The organism is Nostoc sp. UHCC 0302 (assembly GCF_038096175.1).
In the GTDB taxonomy this organism is placed as follows: domain Bacteria; phylum Cyanobacteriota; class Cyanobacteriia; order Cyanobacteriales; family Nostocaceae; genus UHCC-0302.
Genome location: NZ_CP151099.1, coordinates 4,318,592 through 4,338,568 on the forward strand (window position 1 = coordinate 4,318,592; position 19,977 = coordinate 4,338,568).

Below are 19,977 nucleotides of genomic sequence, written 5' to 3' on the forward strand. Positions count from 1 at the left end.
TCTATTGGCAGAGATTTTAGTCTGGTGCTAGCAGATTATTTCTCTATTCTGCCTATAGAAGGATGACAAGGTCAATTAATTTGTTTACGGCTAGACCTTACCAATGCCAGTTGAATCAGTTGGCTACTAGGCACCGCTACTAGCTAATGCAACTTAAGTAAGTGTTAAAGCATATTTTGCAATTAACATTTTGAGGCTAACACCATAAGGCTTATAGGGGACAATTAGTAGTAATTTATTGTCCCCTTAATATTTCATCAAAATGCTCACATTAGTACAACGCGGCGTAAATACACCAATCATTTAAAATTACTAAAAAGCTTACTATATTAAGCTCTCTGAATTTTTAATTTTTAATTCTCCACAGCCATACTAGGCATTTTGGGGAGTAGAAATGCTACTTGGCCCGGATGCTGGGCGAGGAAAATTCGGCAAATCAATGCCGCTGTGACTGGCGTTACGGTTTTTGAGTGCTAAACGGTAACTCACACTTTGCAGTTCTGCTTGAAGTTGGCGATTTTCCCGTTGTAAAGTTACTACCTTTTCTCTCACAGGGCCCATGCGCTCCTCAAACTTACGACGGTAAATTTGAGGTAGTTCTTGAACTACCTGCTCCAACATCCGACTGCGATCAGTAAGTTCTTGAACTGACTGCCGCAGTTGGTAAATTTCGGCATCACGAGCCGTAATTTGCTCTTGGTAGAATGCCACCTGCTGCTCTACAGCTTGAAGTTGTTCTCGCAAGGCTTGTAACTGAGTCAGATCAAGTTCAGGCTCAGACCGCTGGGGCATAAAATTGGCATTACCCTTTACCAGGCGGAAGAGTTCTTGAGATAGCTGTTGCACTAATTGATCGCGAAGTTGCAACTCTTGGCGCAGTTGCGATACTTCCGTAGAGAGAGCTTGGATGTTGGATGTATCAAATTGACTCACAGTGGCTTACAGCTCCGATTCAGAATCTTGTCCACTATTAGGTATAACTGCGGTAGTACTGCTTTTGGCAAGTATTTTTTAATTTAGCACTCCGAACCGAATCTTGGGGATTGAGGATTGGGCATTGAAGAGGTACTGCATTGGACGGCTCTGCCTAAGTCTTGGCTGTTAAGCTAAGCGTTCCAGTAAAATAGCTGCGCTTACCGCCTTAGTCTTTGCCAGGAGGAGGGTAGCTAGTGGCGTTATTAGGCATGGGCAATAATTAAATCTCTCGCGCCCAATCACCCAGTCCTTAGTCCCCAGCCACTAGTCTCCAATCCCCAGTCACTCATCCTTAGACGCTTACAGCCTCTTCCTTGGCGGCTTTTGCCTCTGTAACTTCCTGCTTAATAGTTAGGTAGCGAATTACTTCTTCGCTTAAACGCATAGCACGTTCAAAAGGAGCGATCGCAGTTGCAGGCGCAGTATAGTTTAACTGAATGTAGATGCCATCCCGGTGCTTTTTAATCTCATAAGCGAGACGACGCTTACCACGATTTTGAATTTGGATATCTTCTGCACCTTGTTCGCGGAGCAAGTTTTGATATTTGGTTACTGCTTGCTCTACCTGTTCGTCACCTAAGTCAGGACGCAGGATGTACATTGTTTCGTAAACTGTGGTCATAATTTTCAGTCTCCTTATGGACAAAAAATGGCTGCCGATGTTAATTTATACAGCTATTGTGATAACGATACTTGCATCAATCAACATCTGAAGCAACAAGGAACTATAATCTTACCAGTTTTCAATTTGAATCATTAAGCCAAAACGCCAAAGTTTGGATCTCTAATGAGAATTATTTTGGAAGCAAATCCTCAAATCTCTCTATTAAGTAAGAATCAAGCTTTTAGCGCTCAGCAGCAAATGGATCAAGCTATAAGCTTAGTCAAAGCGAAGCTTTCTCCAAAGATGGACATGGTAGCACGCGATTGGCGAGAGCCACTGCCCCTTGGGCGATCGCTTTCTGGTTCAAGGCTCAACTGATTTCTCAAAAAGCTAACTGAGGATTGCTCCTAGTCACAGCTGTTAATTGCAGACAAAAGGATATTCATCAAGGTTATGGCGCAGCGCTATGTACGAGTTCAAAATCAAGAAGGACAGATTTACTACGGGTTACTACAACTATCTCTCAACGTGCAGGTGCTAGATGCTCCACCCTGGATGCAAGGGCAAGCTACTGATTTAATTTTGACACCAGAAAACTACCAAATTCTGGCTCCCTGCGCTCCCTCAAAAATTGTGGCGGTGGGAAGGAATTATGTAAATCATGCAGCTGAATTGGGAAACACTGTGCCTTCTGAGCCACTAATTTTTCTCAAACCGCCTACGTCTATCATCCCGTGTGAGACAGAAATTAAATATCCACCGCATTCGCAACGGGTAGACTACGAGGGAGAGTTAGCAATTGTAATTGGCGATCGCACTTTTGACTGTACTCCAGAGGAAGCCCAAACCAAAATTTGGGGTTATACCATCGCTAATGATGTGACAGCGCGGGATTTACAAAAACACGATGGTCAATGGACGCGAGCCAAAGGTTTTGATACATTTTGCCCATTAGGGCCTTGGATTGTGCGAGAACTCAATCCAGGAGCCAGATTGCAGACTTTTTTAAATGACGAGCCAAACCCAGTACAATCTAGCTGTATTGATCAAATGGTGTTTCCCCCGGATTTGCTGGTGTCTTATATCAGTCAGGTGATGACATTGCTACCGGGAGATGTAGTACTAACGGGTACACCGGAGGGTGTAAGCGCATTGCACGTGGGCGATCGCGTTCGTGTAGAAATTGAAGGTATTGGCCGTCTCGAAAACACTGTATCAGCCCGTTAATCACTAACGCACTTGCATATAAACTGCATCAGAAATTGCTGGGATTTCTGCGTAACGCCCAAGCAGTGACTGGACAACGGAATATCCAACTGCTGCCACTATACCAAGGAAAATAGTGTTTGCTACTGTTTCTACTGCAAAACCAGCACCTGGAATTGGAGTCATAAGTCGTAGCAGTAGGGAACACAAAAATATAACAATATCTAAAAGAATTGCCTGCATTGTGTTGAAACGAATAAAGTGATTAATTTTTTCGTTTCTCACCACCAGCATAAACAAGGCAAAGAAAACAATTAGTTGACCAATTTGTCCTAAGCTACCGTACGCTATTAGTATCGGTTGTAACGGTACTAGCAGTACTCGCAGTGCTGGAAACTGTGTGAGCAAAAAGCTGCCAAAGACTAGACTATCAATTAAGGGCAACAGATAGGGTAAGCAAGCAAAAATCCGATCTGAAACCGTTGTTGTAGACCCGCGCCAAGACATTATGCGTTCTCCTGTGGTTAAATTTCAATAGTTACTTGAGCTTAGGATAACGCAGTTACTTGGTCTTGCTGACAAATCCGATTATTCTACATACGCAATGCGGAAGCCCATCATGCACTCATACTGCTCTGATTGCTGTTCAGTGTTTTTGCGAATGGCTTGTCCGCAACGCAGTTGACCTCCTCGCCAGCGAGGTTGTCCACTGCGATCAGCCATTAAACAAGTCTGGCAAACCTGCTCAGGGGCAAGGATTTGATCGTCCATTAAAATGACTAGCATCCAATCCCTCCTGTAAATCCTCATTGTCAACCACATTTGACTTAGAAGACACTCCTCGTAGCAGTCCGAAGAGTGGCTTAAGGCTCTTAGGGCGCACTGCACGTCGGAAACTATGGTGATTTTCGATGGCGGAGGACGCCTAAGAGGAACCTCTTACGCTCTTTCTGGCAAAAATGTGGTCTAATAGCATAAAATTGCCAAGCGAACCTTAATTTATTGTAAGTTGTGTATGCTGGAGATTAAATTGTTTAGTAAAAACTAATACTTAATTTCTTAAACCCAAGTAGCGATGTCTGACGACAAGCCGCTTTGCGTCTACGCATCGCCGTGTCTTCTACTTCAATGCTTTCACGTTATCGTGAAAATTGATGATAACCAACACTTTATTCAAGCTAGTCCTAATTAATAAATAAGTCAGCACTAATAAACGTGAATAATATTACAGCCGTGATTAGTCGCGTCCATATAGCAGTCAAAAATATTAAACTATAAGACCCTGGGCTTTTACTTAGGTGCTATACCTAACCGAAATCTACCGTTTTGCAAATTCCTACAAGGATAGTTGAAGTGACTAGGACTAACTCAGACTTTCTCGCCTCCAGTGATCCGACTATTGCAGAGCTAATTAACCAAGAGCTAAGACGTCAACGCGATCATTTGGAGTTGATTGCTAGTGAAAACTTTACCTCCCCTGCCGTACTTGCGGCTCAAGGTTCTGTACTGACAAATAAATATGCGGAAGGATTGCCTGGTAAACGCTACTATGGCGGTTGTGAATTTATAGACAAAATAGAGCAGCAAGCAATCAACCGTGCTAAAAGCTTATTTGGTGCTGCTCATGCAAACGTACAGCCTCATTCTGGCGCACAGGCGAATTTTGCAGTGTTCCTAACCCTACTGGAACCAGGAGACAAAATTATGGGGATGGATTTGTCTCATGGAGGACATCTTACCCACGGTTCACCTGTAAACGTTTCGGGTAAATGGTTCCAAGTTTGCCACTATGGGGTTAGCCAACAAACAGAACAACTCGACTATGACCAAATTCGCGAGCTGGCGCTGAGGGAGCGTCCTAAGCTGTTGATTTGTGGTTATTCGGCTTACCCTCGTGTAATTGACTTTGAAAAGTTTCGCAGCATTGCTGATGAAATCGGTGCTTACTTACTGGCAGATATTGCCCATATTGCTGGTTTAGTTGCCAGTGGGCTTCACCCAGACCCCATTCCTTACTGTGATGTGGTGACAACAACTACCCATAAAACCTTACGTGGGCCAAGAGGTGGTTTAATTTTGACCCGCGATGCAGAATTGGGTAAAAAACTAGATAAATCTGTTTTCCCTGGTAGCCAGGGTGGCCCATTGGAACACGTTATTGCTGCTAAGGCAGTAGCTTTTGGAGAAGCCCTCAAGCCAGAGTTTAAAACCTATTCTGCCCAAGTAATTGATAATGCTCGTGCCTTGGCAGATCAACTGCAAAATCGGGGCTTAAAACTGGTATCAAATGGTACAGATAATCATTTAATGCTGGTTGACCTCCAGTCTATCGGTCTGACAGGTAAGCAAGCTGATCAGCTAGTGAGTGGCGTAAATATCACTGCTAACAAAAATACAGTTCCCTTTGATCCGCAGTCACCATTTGTGACCAGCGGACTCAGGTTAGGCTCTCCAGCAATGACCACAAGAGGGTTAGGAGTAGCAGAATTTACAGAGATTGGAAATATTATTGCCGATCGCCTGCTTTCCCCAGATTCAGAGGTAGTCGCCCAAGATTGTCGGCAAAGAGTCGCAGCATTGTGCGATCGCTTTCCTTTATATCCTCACCAGGAAATTCCTGTAGCAGCTTTAGCATAGGGCATGGGGCATGGGGCATAGGGTCTTGATGATTTCCTAATCCCCAGAGGGAGCCCCACCCTCCCCAATCCCCAGTCACAAATATTTAAAGATACAGATGCCTCCTCAGATTTATCATCTGATTGCCTTCCTTGTCGCAGCAGTAGTCGTTCTCTGGACTACGCCTGATGTTAAAAATATAGGCATAAAAAGTGGACGTGTAGATCAGCCTGGCGATCGCAAAGTCCATCAACACCCAATGGTACGCTTGGGAGGGGTTTCTATTTTTGCTGGTACTATCATCTCCCTAATAATTGTTTGGCGGTTGGGCGGATTTGCAAATCTGCCGACTGAAAAAGAATGGCAAATTTTGGGTGTCACTTTAGGTGGACTAGGCTTTTTTCTGATCGGTTTAGCAGACGATTTGTTAAATCTTTCCCCTCTAGCACGCCTACTTATGCAAGTTATTGTGGCAGTGGGTGCATGGAAAGCGGGCGTAAGTATAGATTTTATTAGTATTCCCACAATCGGTATAGTTGACTTAGACTGGCTCAGTTTACCGATTACAGTTGTTTGGCTTGTGGGGATGGTTAATGCCATCAACTGGATTGACGGTTTAGATGGATTAGCTGCTGGTGTATCGGGGATTGCCGCTGTAGTTATGTTGGTTGTGTCCCTATTTATGCGACAACCAGCAGCAGCCCTGATTGCCGCAGCTTTAGCTGGTGCTGCCCTGGGATTTCTTCGCTATAATTTCAACCCCGCGCAAATCTTTATGGGAGATGGCGGATCTTATTTCATGGGATTCACCCTAGCTGCTGTGGGTGTAATTGGTCTGGTAAAAATCCCGGCTTTCACTGCCGTGTTACTGCCTTATCTGATTTTGGCAGTGCCAATTGTAGATATGTCAGTAGTGATTTTGGCACGGCTTTGCCGTGGTAAGTTGCCTTGGGCAGCTGATAAACGCCACCTGCATCACCGACTGCTAAATGCTGGTTTATCTCATAGACTGACAGTTTTATTTATTTACTCTTTAACACTGTGGGTAGGAAGTTTAGCATTAGCTATTGCTGGTATACCCAGTGGCATTACTTACGCTTGTGGTGCAACTTCGTTGCTAAGTTATGCTACATGGCGTGTCTGGAAATTGTCTCGGCAATCTTAGGTATCGGGTACTGGGGACTGGGAACTAGGGACTGGGTATTAGTTATTTTCCCTTGTCCCACCGTACCCCTATGGGGAAGCAAGCTACGCCTTTGTCTCCGTCAGGAGAAGTTTGACCGAAGGCTTCCTCCGCTCAAACTTCTCTCCTTGTCCCTTTATCTCTTATCCATGCCCAATGCCCAGCCCCTAATCCCCAATCCCTAATCCCATGAGTGCAGAAATTATTTGTGTTGGTACAGAATTGCTGTTGGGAGATATTCTTAATGGTAATGCTCAGTTTTTGGCGAAGCAATTAGCGCAGCTAGGTATTCCTCACTACTATCAAACTGTAGTTGGGGATAATCCAGAACGGTTGAAGCAAGTTATAGAAATCGCTATTTCAAGAGCGCAAATTCTTATTTTCACTGGTGGTCTTGGCCCGACACCAGATGACCTCACCTGCGAAACGATCGCCGATTTTTTCGGTGTCCCTTTGGTAGAACGCCCAGATATCATCGAAGATATAGCTGATAAATTCTCCCAACGTGGTCGGGTGATGACTCCCAGTAACCGCAAGCAAGCCTTGATTCCCCAAGGTGCAGAAATTTTACCCAACCCCACTGGAACAGCACCCGGTATCATCTGGCAACCCCGTCCTGAGATCACGATTTTTACTTTTCCTGGGGTTCCGAGTGAAATGTACCCAATGTGGGAAGAAACAGCTGTCCCCTTTCTTAAAAACCAAGGTTGGGGCAAAGAAATTATTTACAGCCGCAGTTTAAGATTTTGGGGCATTGGTGAATCTGCTTTGGCAGAAAAGGTCTCCTCTTATTTGAAATTGCCCAACCCCACAGTAGCGCCTTATGCAGGTAAGGGAGAAGTAAGATTGCGCGTTTCTGCTAAAGCAAATTCAGAAGCAGCAGCAGAGTCTTTGATTTTACCTATTGAGAAACAAATTAAAGAAATTGCTGGGCTAGATTATTATGGTGTCAATGACGACACACTTGCTTCTGTTGTCGGTCAGTTATTGCATGCATCGAAAGAAACGCTTTCAGTAGCAGAATCTTGCACTGGTGGCGGACTAGGGCAAATGTTAACTGAAATTTCTGGGAGTTCTGATTACTTTTGGGGTGGGGTCATTTCTTATGACAACTCGGTGAAAGTTAGGTTACTAGGGGTAAACCCAGAAGATTTAGATAAATTTGGAGCGGTGAGTGCTACTGTAGCAGAGCAAATGGCAGTAGGGGTAAAAACGCGTCTTGCAACTACATGGGGGTTGAGTATCACTGGTATTGCTGGCCCAACTGGGGGGACGGAAACTAAACCTGTGGGTTTAGTTTACATTGGTTTGGCTGGGCCAAAAGATGAAGTGAAAAGTTTTGAATATCAGTTTGGTACAGCGCGGGGACGCGCTCTAATTCGTCATGTGAGCGCAAATGCAGCCCTGGATAGTTTGCGGCGCAAGTTGTTAACGAGGTAGCAAGTAACAATCAATAGCTGTTGGTAAAAATTTTATCTGTCAGATTTTTCGGCTTTGCTGAGTAAAAGTATGAATTTGGATCATGCACAGAAAAGTCTGAGCGCGAACGGTGGGCGCAGAGACACAGAGAATTAGAGTTTGAGGATTGAATTTTTGACTTTTCATACTGAAATTCAGCAACGCCGATTTTTCTGTAGCTTTATTTTAAAAATTTGCTACAACCTGTCTGACTAGGATACTGATCATTTTTTTTGACTAAAAAAATATCCCCTACCTTGGAAGCAAGTTGTTAGCAGATACCAAAGGCAGGGGGTTTATTAAATTGTATTTTATTTAAAAGCCTACTTGACAGACACGGCATCAACATCGATTGTATCGGCTGTGGAGGTAGAATTCTTGCTGGTGTTTGGGGCTTCAGTGTCCAGATTACCCTTACGAGCTTTCCAGCCTTCAATGACTAACCCAGATACCTCAGTAACTAGTAAAGTCAAAAGAAAAACGTCATCAACTTCCCCGACAATGGGTATAAAGTCTGGAAGAATATCAAATGGGCTGACCAAATATACTAGGGTTCCTAGAATCACCCACCAACGGTACTTTGGATTACGAAGTACATTGCGATACCAACTATAAAGTGATTGGATTGAGAATTTCATACTTTTGAACCTCCAGTTATCTTTAATTTTGACAAATTATGCTAATAATTTCCGGTGGGAATAACCGTCCTAGTTAGTCGGGAAGACGCTACCAAAAAATTAAAAATTAAAAGTTATGGCAAGCATCCTGTCTGCTGCTATCTGGAAACCTAATGCACAATATAATCACCCTACGATTTGGTAACACGAGTATGGTGGTTGTGCATTAATCTCTAAAATTAAAATGCTTTGACATAGTTGCTCTAATCATGGAGGGAGGAAATTTAAACAGTGGATATTTTAGATTTATTTAAAAAGGGCGGGCCAGCAATGTGGCCTCTGCTGGTTCTGTCGATTTTGTCTTTGAGTGTAATTTTTGAGCGCCTGTGGTTCTGGTTGCGAATTTTGTCTCAAGAAAAGGAAATAGTTAATCGCATTCTAGATGCTGCTCGTGATAATTGGGAAGTAGCTGCGGAAGTTGCTAAACGAGCAACAGATCAGCCTATAGGAAGGTTTCTCTATGCGCCTCTCAGCTTCCCAAAAAGCGATGCAGAAACCTTTCGATTAGCGCTGGAGTCTACAGCCGAAGATGAATTGGCAGGGATGCGGCGAGGGGAAAAACTTTTAGAAGCTGTAATTGCCCTTGCGCCGTTGCTGGGATTGTTAGGTACAGTTTTGGGTTTAATTCATTCTCTACGCTCAATTCGAATTGGCGATTTGGGAACTGAATCTACAGCTGGGGTAACCACTGGTATTGGTGAATCTCTGATTAGTACAGCTACGGGACTAATAGTTGCGATTATTAGTTTGGCATTCTACCGCTTATTTCAAGGTTTTGTTGTCAACCAAGTTAAAATTTTCCGTAAAGCAGGAAATGAAATGGAGTTACTCTACCGCCAATCTCCACCTGACTTTAGCAATAGGACATCAGCGATCGCGCGGGAATCTTTGCCAGAGAATATCACTCCACCTCCACCTCGCAAGCCAGGGAAAAACAGATTTCCTGAACCTCCACAACCGCCTAATGTACCTAATTAACTTAGATTCTCAGCAATAGTCAAAAAATTAATCCTCGAACTAGGCATTAGAGTCAGACGATGAAAGTTAATTTACATACTCCAATTGAAGAAATTCAAGTTCAAATTATTCCTTTAATTGATGTTGTTTTTTGTATCCTGACATTTTTTCTGTTGGCGGCTTTGCAATTTACGCGACAACAAGCGATTAATGTTGATTTGCCCAAAGCCAGTCCAAGTACGACATCTGGGATAACATCACAAGGTGGAAGTCTAATTGTCACCATTGATGCTCTTGGCAACACTTACATAGAAAAACAGCCGATAAAAAAAGAGGATTTAGGACAGAGTTTAAAACAGTATCTTGAAGCTAATCCTAGTGCTGTTGTGGTGCTGAATGCTTCGCGAACTGCAATTTACAACGATGTGGTCGAAACATTAGACTTGCTGCGGCAAGTGGGAGGCGATCGCGTGTCTTTAGGAATTATTCCGGCTGCGTCTCAAGCACCGACATACGTGCCAAACCAACCTTTGGCTCCTTCATTCCCCACTGCGCCTAATGTACCACCTGTACCTAATACTTCACCAGTTCCAGGCATTAATCCCCAGGGTAATTTTAGCCCTAACTTGCCCTTAACACCTAATCAAGTACCTTTTCCCAGGATAAGTGGCCAACCTCCAACTGGAAAAAGCGTAATTCCCGCTAATCCTGGCATTTCTTCTGTACCCAAACCACGGACATTTCAAGTGCCTGTAACACCCAAACAAACCCAACCTACTCCTCAAAGGTGAGATAAGGGGCAGGGAGCAGGGGGGCAGGGGACAGGGAGCAAGAGTAAAAATCTTCACTTACTACTTAAGGCTTTCAACTCAGGAGACACGAGTTATTATTCTGCCACTCCCTCACCCCCCTCTGCCTTCAGCTTTTCCCCAAACCTAAAGATATCTAGAATAAATTCTGGTTAGCGAAAAAATTTCTGATAATTTACAAATAATTGGTCAAGCTTCAAAATTTTTTCTCCGATAAACTCAGTAATTTACCAGCAATCACCATTCACGTTTCAGGGGTTGTGGCATGAATATTGTGACGCTTTTTATTGTTTGGGTAGTAACATCTCTTAGCTTATTGCTCATTAGTAAATTGCCTTTAGGAGTTGAAATTGACACTCCAGGTAAGGCATTTTTTTCCGCAGCAATACTAGGTATTGTGACGGCAATAGTTCGACCGATTTTACACTTCGTATTTGCAGTACCAAATGCTCTCACGCTTAACTTGCTATCCGGCATTTTCACATTTATGATTGCCGTTGTTTGTTTTAGTATTGCTGCTTGGTTAGTAGAGGGCTTTCGTTTACGCTTCGGGATTTGGAGTGCTGTTATTGGGGCATTTGCACTTACTATAATTAACAGTTTAATTTACAGACTATTAGGTGTTTAAAGTGAAGAGTTATGAGAGATGAGTAGTGAGCTATTGCTAACTCCTGTACAGACAGACGCGATTAATCGCGTCTCTTAACTTCTAACTCATAACTATTCGTTGGCAGTAGGCGGTACAACTGAGGTAGTTGATTGTTGTTTGCGCTGTTCGCGTTTTTTGCGATCAGCCGAGAGCATATCTGTCATAACTACCAATGCCTGTGCCATCTTGTCTAGATTAGAGCGGTATAGCTCTAAATCTTTGTTGAGTTTGTCCTCAGATAGGTGTAAACCGCTAGCGATCGCTTTTAGTGCCTCAGTACGTTGCTTTTCGTCTTTGACTACTTCGGGAGATGATAATTCCAATAATGAGAATAAACCAATCGCAAACAAACGGTTGTATTTAAAGTTAGGATTATTGGCGATCGCTTGTAGGTGTCCCTGCAAGTCAGCATCTCGATCTAAGTGAGTCGTTTGGCTAAGCCACGCAATTAAATCATTAATTGGCAAACTTTCAGCTAAAACTTGCAATCTTTCTGCATCTTGTCGATAGCGTTGCGGCTCTTGTTCTACAGCCTGACATAGGGCGTTAAAAAGAGATTCTAGATCCCGTTCTGGTAGATAGCCTTGCATGAAGCGGTCAAAGGTAGTGACGACGCCCAAGGCATAAATCGGACTGTAGCTAAAATCAACATTTACTGACAGCAGATGCATTTCCACCATCAACTCTTCCACTACCCGACGATAAATAGTGTTAATCGGACGGGTGTGAAGAGTGTAGAAAGTTCGCTTTGTATCAGAGACTGTACGGACGTTATTCACAAAGAAAATATTAAGGGCGACGTACTTTTATTTTCTCGCTTAAAGGCTACTTTGCCAAGTTCGGGTTTTTCGTTGGTGACCACTTCATGTACAACAGGGAGCTAAAATTCAAGATAATTCACAATTGGCGAATGACTGTTAGTTTAAAAATACGCGTATTGCTAGCTAAATTTCCTTTATCAGCTAAATTCACTCAGAAAGGGTTTGCAAATTGTCAGCCATAAAGGGACATTAGCTTCTTCCCTAAAGAACAACCAAAAACTATAATGTTTTTTTGTTCATGCATCACATTTATGAGCTTCTCGCCACAGTTAATTGCCTTAGGTGAGTACCTAGCTGGTGAATTTGATAATCGAGAACAAGCCATTGCAGAACCCGTTTGGTACGTTCACCTACGCCTGTGGCTGAGGCCAGTTAATCTGTTTTCAGAAGACAGCATTACCTTGTTTGCTGAACAAGCGAATATTGTCAATCTAGCTCAACCTTACCGCCAGCGAATTATGCGGTTGCGTCAGGGGAATGACTTTGATGCACCCCTGCAAGTGCAATTTTATATGCTTCATGCTCCAGAAGCATTTAAAGGCGCAGGTGATAATCCCGATTTACTCAATACACTGACACCCAACCAATTAGATTTACTACCAGGCTGTATCCTCACAGTTACTCAGGAAAGACTAGGCTCAAACGGCTATAAGTTTGCCGCTACCCAACCGCCAGACACTTGTTGCAGCTTTACTTATCTTGGCAATAGTGTGCAGGTTTCCTTAGGGTTTGAAGCCACTGCAACAGAATTTTACAGCTACGACAAAGGAATTGATTCAGCAACTGGAAAAGCGACTTGGGGAGCCATTTTAGGCCCTTATCGCTATATGAAGAGAAATCAGTACTGAGAAAGAGAAAGTTACTTTTAAATGCCAGTTGCCCCATTTGGAAAACCACTCTTGTAGTGAGTCAGTGCTTTAGGCTAGCAATGCTCTGACTTGTTCGCTTTGGTGTCCCTAAAGATAGGGAACTGCCGAAAGGGTTTCCCATGCTACTTACCACAAGGAGGGAGACCCCTACAGCCCTTCTCCTAAAGGAGACCAAGGCGAACGGGCATCCTACGGCAGGCGCTAGCTTCTCTCTTTGGGAGTACCGTACTGACTCACTGCACTGACTACTCCTAACTCGTTCTTTAGCTGGCGATGCTACGAGGTACACCTTCTAAAGCTTCCTCTTCTGTTTCAAATATTTCAAAGACTGTATCCATCATTGTGACTTCAAACACGAGTTTGGCTTCTGGATGCACATTGCAGATGCGGAAACTGCCCTTGACTTTATCAGCATCACGCATACCAGCTACCAAAGACGTAAGGCCAGAACTATCAATAAAATTAACCTGACCGAGATTGACAACTACATGACGACTAAGTTTTGAAATACACTCTTGTAACTTTAGGCGAAATTGCCAAGCAGTGGTAATGTCTAGGCGTCCTGTTGGCGTTAAGACAATAACGGTATTGCTATCTTGGGTTGTATAAGTTTTTTGGTCTATCTGAATCACTGAAGCCCCCCGTGGCTCTCCTCTCAAGATTAACTAATGCTAAATTGAAATTGAAACTGGTAAGCCAAAAGACTTGCTGTGTCAGCAAACTTGATTTTTATTATTCCTGGAATGACTTCCAGAAATTTTAGTAAACCAGAAAGAGAGTAAATGAGTTGGCTTACCAGCTACAAAATTTTTTAATGCTGATACTTGAGGTTAACAAGCTAAAGCTAAAATCGTCACCTTTTTTTGCTAAGTGCTTCCTTGTAGTAGTTTAACTCACAAAAATGTGCTGAGTATGCTGGAAAGTGCTGAGTTATAGGTGAAGATAGCATTTATCGCATTACTAACTCCGAATTCTTTTTTTACACAGCGATAAATCTGAGCGGAGGCTTCCTCCGCTCAGAAGTTCGGTGACTCAGCATTCACTACTTAGAACTATTTAGTTGCTATCCAGTTGATCCAATCTTGAGGTTTGAGGAAGGTTTCATACAACTCGGCTTCAGGCGAATTAGGTTCCGGTTGATAACCGTATTCCCAACGCACTAGGGGTGGTAGGGACATGAGAATTGATTCGGTACGTCCGTTGGTTTGCAGACCAAAAATTGTGCCTCGGTCATAAACCAAGTTAAATTCTACATATCTTCCCCGACGGTAAAGTTGAAAATTTCGTTGGCGATCGCCATATTCCATCCCGTGTCGTCGTTCTACAATTGGTGTGTAGGCTGGCAAAAACGCACTAGCAGCGTCTTGCACGAAAGCAAATAAATCTTCCCAACTGCGGGTTGGTTGTTCTCCCAGTTGATTACTATAAGTAGCTGCCTCCCCATTTGGATTTGGGCCGTGATATAAAACACCTCGACCATCTTGGTAATCCAAAAATAAACCGCCAACACCCCGTGTTTCACCGCGATGCTTAAGGTAAAAATATTCATCACACCAGTGCTTAAACACTGGATAATACTCTGGGTGGTGTTTGTCGCAAGCCTGCTTTAGTGTTTGATGGAAATGGGTTGCATCTTCGGCAAATGGATAATATGGTGTCAAATCAGAACCGCCACCAAACCACCATACTGGGCCGGCCTCAAAATAGCGATAATTCAGGTGAACAGTAGGTACGTAAGGATTACGCGGATGTATCACTAGTGAAGTACCCGTGGCATAGAAGCCATGCCCTTCTGCTTCAGGGCGTTGGGCTAAAATTGAGGGTGGCAGATGAGAACCCCAAACTTCAGAAAAATTTACACCTGCTTGTTCAAATATTGCACCATCACGTAGGACGCGTGATCGCCCTCCACCCCCTTCTGGACGTTCCCAACTATCTTCGTGAAACTTACCTGCACCATCCAGTTTTGCCAACGCTTGTGTGATTTCTGCTTGCAACTGTTTCATAAACTGACTCACCCTGGATTGAGCGTCAGTTGGCGGTAAAGATGTGGATGATGGTGTTTCCACAGTTGGGATTTGCGAGTTGGTCAACATAAGATTCCCGAACCTAAATTACAATTTCCAGAAAGCCACAAATTTCTCATTTTAAAATTTGGGGGAAACACGCGCCAACAATCAGGCTCAATTTACCCAACCTGCTTTTTTCTTACTGGTCAAGGATTTACACAATTGATGGACACGACTAAAGTTATTTTCCCTCAAATGCGTATAGGCTTGTATATTGACTAAGTTTTTTTTGGACTTGTTGATTGAAATATTCTGGTATCAATATCAAAACTCTAGCAAATTAGTCTACTAGCGCTCTCGACCTTGAAAAATCAAGACTCGAACCGATCCAAGCTAGACTTCTGTGCTGTACCCGACACACTGTGCGATCGTGTTAGCTTCTCTAGCCAAGGGGACTTGCTATGTTCAGGGGAATTTTGAGAAAGTTTTGATTCAGGAGCTGACCACAGTTGCCCACCATACCAGAGTGACCAGAAAGTGTCTAGCGAGGAGGAGGATTAGGAAAATGCGAGGTTGGTTATCCAAATTCATCCATCGCAAACGTCGTCGGTTTTGCGCTTCTCTAATGCGGACGTATCGGGAGATAAGTTCTGCTTCTGTAGATGAACTATGGCAAAAAGTGGTTGATTTAACAGATGTTTCCTGGCATCCACTACTCAAAAGTACCAATGTTCCTTACGGATTAGTTCCAAAACCGGGATTAATTTATCAAGCAGTAACGCGCTTTTCGCCAATTCCGATCAGAATTTTTGTGGAACGTGTTAATCCTAGAGAACTGCTGAGTATTCGCATAATGACGATTCCTGGGGTTGAGGAAAGAGTCACTTACCAAGTAGAGTCTACAGTCTGTGGCACTTGTTTATCTTATTCTGTAACGCTACGCGGTTGGTTATCGCCCCTGATTTGGTCGTTATCCCGTCCTTATGCCGATCGAGTCGCCCGCTCTTTAGTAGAGGCAGCAGAAAAGGCAGCATTACCTACGGTTTCAGCTAAGAAAAAATCTCTTAACGATAGTTGTTTTGATTTTTAGTCAGGGGGACTGGGGAAGGTAGGACCCCCTCTGGGGATAAGGGGTAATGGGGGCTGGGGATTAGGGATTGGGGAAGAGTTTTTCCAATACCCGATGCATAATATCCAATACCTAATCCCCATTGACCTAAGAAAGTTAAGATTCTATTAGGTGAACTTGAAAATTAATTAAGTTTAGTTACGGCAGCAACGGTGAAAACACTATACTGCCCCTACTTTAATTCGCATTCAGTTAACAGTCCAGATGCCAGTCAAGATTGTATTTTTTCATTTTGAATTTTGAATTTATTATGTACGATATCCTTGATGCCCATTCTGTCTTAGAAGTCTTGCGACCAGTGGAAGATCCAGAACTCCGAAAAAGTCTGGTTGAACTAAACATGATTCGCAACGTCAAAATTGACGCTGGCAAAGTTAGTTTTACTTTGGTGTTAACGACTCCCGCCTGTCCTTTACGGGAATTTATCGTTGAAGACTGTAAAAAAGCTGTTAAAAAGCTACCAAGCGTTACTGATGTCAGCATAGAAGTAACAGCAGAAACACCACAGCAAAAAAGCTTACCTGATCGTACTGGCGTAGCTGGGGTGAAAAATATCATTGCTGTTTCCAGCGGTAAAGGCGGCGTTGGTAAAAGTACAGTAGCAGTAAATGTGGCAGTCGCTTTAGCGCAAACTGGGGCGAAAGTTGGTTTGCTAGATGCTGATATTTACGGCCCCAATGACCCCACAATGCTTGGATTAGCCGATGCCCAAATTACTGTACGCTCAACTGAAAAAGGTGACATCCTGGAACCTGCTTTCAATCACGGCGTCAAATTAGTTTCAATGGGCTTTTTGATTGACCGAGATCAACCAGTGATTTGGCGGGGGCCAATGCTGAATGGAGTGATTCGCCAGTTTCTCTATCAAGTGGAATGGGGTGAACTGGACTATCTGATTGTAGATATGCCACCAGGAACGGGAGATGCTCAGTTAACTTTAACTCAAGCAGTACCAATGGCTGGGGCAGTCATTGTGACCACACCGCAAACCGTAGCGCTGTTAGATTCTCGTAAGGGATTGCGGATGTTTCAACAGATGAACGTCCCAGTATTGGGAATCGTGGAAAATATGAGCTATTTTATACCCCCTGATCAACCGGATAAGCAGTATGACATCTTTGGTTCAGGCGGTGGCTCAAAAACAGCGGCTGAATTAGAAGTACCACTGTTGGGGTGCGTACCACTAGAGATTTCTACACGAGTTGGTGGTGACAGCGGTGTGCCGATAGTCGTTGGCGATCCAGATTCAGCTTCCGCAAAAGCATTAACAGCGATCGCCCTGACTATTGCTGGTAAAGTATCAGTTGCTGCCTTGTCATAAGAAATTTTAATTTCTATCTGTTTCCTGAACTACACCTAGTAATACAAAGTGGGGAGGCAGATGATGGAGCAGGGAAAGCAGGGGTATAATAATTAACTTAACTTAATGTCTAATGCCCAGTAACGCCACTTGCTACCTTTCTCTTGGTGAAGCCAAGGCGGTAAGCGCAGCTATGCCCGCAGAGCTTTACGGGAAAGCTTACTCTTAGGGAACAGCTCCGCCGAACAGTGCAAAAGTCGGGCATTGCCTGCCTAACGTAGTTGCTCCCCCATGCCCCATGCTCAATACCTAAATTTAATTTCTAAAAGCTAAAGTCTAAAATTGCACAATGTTATTAAAACGATCGCTTCCCAAAATTCGCTGGAAGTCTTGGGTTAAACCCTGGCAGTACGTAGATTGGTTACTATTTTTTTTACCAATTGCTGTCAGCATCTTTGGCGGCATGATGATTTTCAGTACTGAACTGAAGCAACCGGTAACTGATTGGTGGTGGCACTGGCTGGTAGCAGGTATTGGTGCGCTAATAGCACTGTTTTTAGCTCGTACCCGTTACGAAACTCTGATTCAGTGGCATTGGGTAACATACGCACTGACAAACCTCAGCTTGATTGCCGTGATGATTGCTGGTACTAGTGCTAAGGGAGCGCAGCGTTGGATTAGTGTCGCCGGCTTTAATGTGCAGCCCTCAGAATTTGCTAAAGTCGGCATGATTATTACCTTAGCAGCTTTGTTACATAGGCGTACTGCCTCTAGTATTGAAAGTGTTTTCCGTGCTTTGGCAATCACTGCTATACCTTGGGGATTAGTATTTTTACAGCCAGATTTGGCCACATCATTGGTGTTTGGGGCGATCGTGTTAGGAATGTTGTACTGGGCAAATGCCAACCCGGGCTGGTTGATTCTACTGATTTCTCCTGTAATTGCTGCCATTCTGTTTAGTATAAGTTGGCCGTTACCAGGGCTGATAATTCTGTTCAAAGATTTATCTGTTAGCCCTTTAGGGTTAGTTTGGGTAGTGGTTATGGGTATTCTTGGCTGGCTGACTCTTCCTTGGCGCCGATTTGCCCTTAATGGTATTGGTGCATCGGTTATTAACCTTTTGGGTGGGGAATTAGGCATTTTCGCCTGGAACCATGTTTTGAAAGAGTATCAAAAAGATCGGCTCAGTGTATTTATTAACCCCGATCACGACCCTCTTGGTGCTGGGTATCACCTAATCCAATCTCGCATCGCCATTGGTGCTGGGGAAATGTGGGGCTGGGGTTTATTCAAAGGGCCGATGACGCAATTGAATTTCGTACCTGAACAACATACAGACTTCATTTTCTCCGCAGTGGGCGAAGAATTCGGTTTTGTTGGTTGTTTGGTATTGTTATTTGTCTTTTGCTTAATTTGCTTTCGCCTACTACACGTTGCTCAAACAGCTAAAGATAATTTTGGCTCGTTGTTGGCTATCGGTGTTTTGTCAATGATCGTGTTTCAATTGATTGTTAACATTGGCATGACTGTTGGTTTAGCACCTGTGGCAGGAATTCCCTTGCCTTGGATGAGTTACGGACGTTCCGCCATGCTAACCAACTTTATTTCCTTGGGAATAGTAGAATCAGTAGCAAATTTTCGACAACGGCAGAAGTATTATTGATTTGTCCTTTGTCATAAGTCATTTGTGAGAATTAAGGACAAAGGACTAATGACTCTTAAGAAGTATTAAGCTATTAATCAGGAAACAAGCGAGGGTAAAAAGATGATCCTGCCTGGAGCAACTGTTCGCGTCAAGAATCCCGCAGATACCTATTATCGATACGAAGGACTCGTGCAACGGGTGAGTGATGGCAAAGTAGCCGTACTATTTGAAGGTGGTAACTGGGATAAATTAATTAGCTTCCGCCTATCAGAGCTAGAACTCGTAGAAACCACAGCGGGACGTAAAAAAGCGAAATAAATTTAGTTATGAGTTAGGAGTTATGATTCTTCAAATCCTCACTCATAACTCCTAACTCAGCACTCAGCACAGCCATGCGCCTTCCCCTACCACAGTTTGACAAAGGCGATCGCCACCCGAATCACATTGCGGAGGTGATCGAGACTACAACTACTGAATTTTTAGCACAGTGTCTGGAGCCGGAAGATTTGAGCTTTCCCTCCATGCCACCTTTTGGTAGTTGGGTCTGTTCTGTGGATGAAGAATCGGGCAATCAAGTTTATGCTATAGTATATTATGCTACAACGATGCCTATAGATTCTGTGCATAGGGCGCGGGCTTTGGGATTGTCCTTGCAAGATTTGCGCGAGGAACAACCCCAAATATTTGCCATGCTCAGAACTGAATTTCGAGCTGCAATTGTGGGATTTGAACAGACGTCGCTGATGATAGGTTCTAATCAAAGAGTGTATCAGTATCTACCACCTCGTCCTCCACAGATACATCAAGCTGTTTATCAGTGTCAACCAGAAGCTATAATTAAATTTACTGAAGAATTAGATTTTTTGCGGACACTACTTTCTATTAATGGTGCGCCAGTTGAGTCCTTGACCGCAGCTGCCATTCGAGACGTTTACCAGTTACGCAAAGCTGACCGAGAATGGTTAATAAAAGCTGGACGTACACTTAGCGTGTTGCTTAAAGACGACTATGATCGCTTGCGGTTCATTTTAAGTCAAATCCACCCGTAGGTAGTTAGTACCTAGACAATT

At 43.6% G+C, this 19,977-nt stretch carries 22 protein-coding genes; 14 read left to right on the top strand and 8 right to left on the bottom strand.

The window, feature by feature from the left end:
- Positions 1 to 372: 372 nt before the first annotated feature.
- Together WKK05_RS18705 and rpsF are read right to left on the bottom strand one after the other, a co-directional pair.
- The gene (locus WKK05_RS18705; RefSeq protein WP_341524611.1) at positions 373 to 933 is read right to left on the bottom strand and encodes an Npun_F5560 family protein; all 561 of its coding nucleotides are present in this window, start codon (positions 931 to 933) and stop codon (positions 373 to 375) included.
- Between the two features lie 334 nt (positions 934 to 1,267).
- Positions 1,268 to 1,597, bottom strand: a complete 330-nt coding sequence (gene rpsF / locus WKK05_RS18710; protein ID WP_341524612.1) for a 30S ribosomal protein S6 — start codon at positions 1,595 to 1,597, stop codon at positions 1,268 to 1,270.
- Between the two features lie 165 nt (positions 1,598 to 1,762).
- Here rpsF and WKK05_RS18715 point away from each other — a divergent pair, with 165 nt between their 5' ends.
- Positions 1,763 to 1,957 (top strand): hypothetical protein, encoded by a 195-nt coding sequence (locus tag WKK05_RS18715; RefSeq protein ID WP_341524613.1) that lies wholly within the window; start codon positions 1,763 to 1,765, stop codon positions 1,955 to 1,957.
- Between the two features lie 75 nt (positions 1,958 to 2,032).
- A complete protein-coding gene (locus WKK05_RS18720; RefSeq protein ID WP_341524614.1) occupies positions 2,033 to 2,806 on the top strand; it encodes a fumarylacetoacetate hydrolase family protein in 774 nt (257 codons plus the stop codon).
- A gap of 3 nt (positions 2,807 to 2,809) precedes the next feature.
- Here WKK05_RS18720 and WKK05_RS18725 read toward each other — a convergent pair whose 3' ends face one another.
- On the bottom strand, positions 2,810 to 3,292 hold the full coding sequence (locus WKK05_RS18725; RefSeq protein ID WP_341524615.1) for a Tic20 family protein: 483 nt from the start codon (positions 3,290 to 3,292) through the stop codon (positions 2,810 to 2,812).
- Between the two features lie 81 nt (positions 3,293 to 3,373).
- Positions 3,374 to 3,571, bottom strand: a complete 198-nt coding sequence (locus tag WKK05_RS18730) for a hypothetical protein (RefSeq protein WP_341524616.1) — start codon at positions 3,569 to 3,571, stop codon at positions 3,374 to 3,376.
- 567 nt (positions 3,572 to 4,138) lie between these two features.
- Between WKK05_RS18730 and glyA the strand changes: the two genes are divergently transcribed.
- The 3 genes from glyA (at position 4,139) to WKK05_RS18745 (ending at position 8,024) form a co-directional block, all read left to right on the top strand.
- Positions 4,139 to 5,422: a serine hydroxymethyltransferase gene (glyA, locus tag WKK05_RS18735; RefSeq protein ID WP_341524617.1), complete on the top strand. Its 1,284-nt coding sequence runs from the start codon at positions 4,139 to 4,141 to the stop codon at positions 5,420 to 5,422.
- Positions 5,423 to 5,519: 97 nt separating this feature from the next.
- The gene (locus WKK05_RS18740) at positions 5,520 to 6,566 is read left to right on the top strand and encodes an MraY family glycosyltransferase (RefSeq protein WP_341524618.1); all 1,047 of its coding nucleotides are present in this window, start codon (positions 5,520 to 5,522) and stop codon (positions 6,564 to 6,566) included.
- 207 nt (positions 6,567 to 6,773) lie between these two features.
- Positions 6,774 to 8,024, top strand: a complete 1,251-nt coding sequence (locus WKK05_RS18745; protein ID WP_341524619.1) for a competence/damage-inducible protein A — start codon at positions 6,774 to 6,776, stop codon at positions 8,022 to 8,024.
- Between the two features lie 341 nt (positions 8,025 to 8,365).
- On the opposite strand, the gene WKK05_RS18750 is transcribed toward WKK05_RS18745, so the two are convergent.
- Positions 8,366 to 8,680, bottom strand: coding sequence for a YkvA family protein (locus WKK05_RS18750; protein WP_341524620.1), 315 nt, complete (start codon positions 8,678 to 8,680; stop codon positions 8,366 to 8,368).
- 270 nt (positions 8,681 to 8,950) lie between these two features.
- Here WKK05_RS18750 and WKK05_RS18755 point away from each other — a divergent pair, with 270 nt between their 5' ends.
- The 3 genes from WKK05_RS18755 to WKK05_RS18765 all read left to right on the top strand — a co-directional run bounded on the left by WKK05_RS18755 (position 8,951) and on the right by WKK05_RS18765 (position 11,113).
- Positions 8,951 to 9,697: a MotA/TolQ/ExbB proton channel family protein gene (locus WKK05_RS18755; protein WP_341524621.1), complete on the top strand. Its 747-nt coding sequence runs from the start codon at positions 8,951 to 8,953 to the stop codon at positions 9,695 to 9,697.
- A gap of 59 nt (positions 9,698 to 9,756) precedes the next feature.
- Complete coding sequence (locus WKK05_RS18760) at positions 9,757 to 10,467, top strand: biopolymer transporter ExbD (protein ID WP_341524622.1); 711 nt, start codon at positions 9,757 to 9,759, stop codon at positions 10,465 to 10,467.
- A gap of 283 nt (positions 10,468 to 10,750) precedes the next feature.
- Complete coding sequence (locus tag WKK05_RS18765) at positions 10,751 to 11,113, top strand: phage holin family protein (RefSeq protein WP_341524623.1); 363 nt, start codon at positions 10,751 to 10,753, stop codon at positions 11,111 to 11,113.
- A 92-nt stretch (positions 11,114 to 11,205) separates the two neighbouring features.
- Here WKK05_RS18765 and psb29 read toward each other — a convergent pair whose 3' ends face one another.
- Complete coding sequence (gene psb29 / locus WKK05_RS18770) at positions 11,206 to 11,913, bottom strand: photosystem II biogenesis protein Psp29 (protein ID WP_341524624.1); 708 nt, start codon at positions 11,911 to 11,913, stop codon at positions 11,206 to 11,208.
- 293 nt (positions 11,914 to 12,206) lie between these two features.
- Here psb29 and WKK05_RS18775 point away from each other — a divergent pair, with 293 nt between their 5' ends.
- The gene (locus WKK05_RS18775) at positions 12,207 to 12,803 is read left to right on the top strand and encodes a chromophore lyase CpcT/CpeT (RefSeq protein WP_341524625.1); all 597 of its coding nucleotides are present in this window, start codon (positions 12,207 to 12,209) and stop codon (positions 12,801 to 12,803) included.
- 284 nt (positions 12,804 to 13,087) lie between these two features.
- On the opposite strand, the gene WKK05_RS18780 is transcribed toward WKK05_RS18775, so the two are convergent.
- Together WKK05_RS18780 and hemF are read right to left on the bottom strand one after the other, a co-directional pair.
- Positions 13,088 to 13,456: an STAS domain-containing protein gene (locus tag WKK05_RS18780; RefSeq protein ID WP_341524626.1), complete on the bottom strand. Its 369-nt coding sequence runs from the start codon at positions 13,454 to 13,456 to the stop codon at positions 13,088 to 13,090.
- Positions 13,457 to 13,876: 420 nt separating this feature from the next.
- The gene (gene hemF, locus WKK05_RS18785; protein WP_341524627.1) at positions 13,877 to 14,920 is read right to left on the bottom strand and encodes an oxygen-dependent coproporphyrinogen oxidase; all 1,044 of its coding nucleotides are present in this window, start codon (positions 14,918 to 14,920) and stop codon (positions 13,877 to 13,879) included.
- 478 nt (positions 14,921 to 15,398) lie between these two features.
- Here hemF and WKK05_RS18790 point away from each other — a divergent pair, with 478 nt between their 5' ends.
- The 5 genes from WKK05_RS18790 (at position 15,399) to WKK05_RS18810 (ending at position 19,956) form a co-directional block, all read left to right on the top strand.
- A complete protein-coding gene (locus WKK05_RS18790; protein WP_341524628.1) occupies positions 15,399 to 15,923 on the top strand; it encodes an SRPBCC family protein in 525 nt (174 codons plus the stop codon).
- A gap of 289 nt (positions 15,924 to 16,212) precedes the next feature.
- Positions 16,213 to 17,283, top strand: coding sequence for an Mrp/NBP35 family ATP-binding protein (locus tag WKK05_RS18795; RefSeq protein ID WP_341524629.1), 1,071 nt, complete (start codon positions 16,213 to 16,215; stop codon positions 17,281 to 17,283).
- Between the two features lie 328 nt (positions 17,284 to 17,611).
- Positions 17,612 to 18,925 (top strand): rod shape-determining protein RodA, encoded by a 1,314-nt coding sequence (rodA, locus tag WKK05_RS18800; RefSeq protein WP_341524630.1) that lies wholly within the window; start codon positions 17,612 to 17,614, stop codon positions 18,923 to 18,925.
- A 102-nt stretch (positions 18,926 to 19,027) separates the two neighbouring features.
- Entirely contained in the window at positions 19,028 to 19,225 is a 198-nt protein-coding gene (locus WKK05_RS18805) for an NAD(P)H dehydrogenase subunit NdhS (protein ID WP_341524631.1), read from the top strand.
- Positions 19,226 to 19,299: 74 nt separating this feature from the next.
- Positions 19,300 to 19,956 carry an HAS-barrel domain-containing protein gene (locus tag WKK05_RS18810; protein WP_341524632.1) on the top strand — a complete coding sequence of 219 codons (657 nt, stop codon included), beginning with the start codon at positions 19,300 to 19,302 and terminating at the stop codon, positions 19,954 to 19,956.
- Positions 19,957 to 19,977 lie beyond the last annotated feature (21 nt).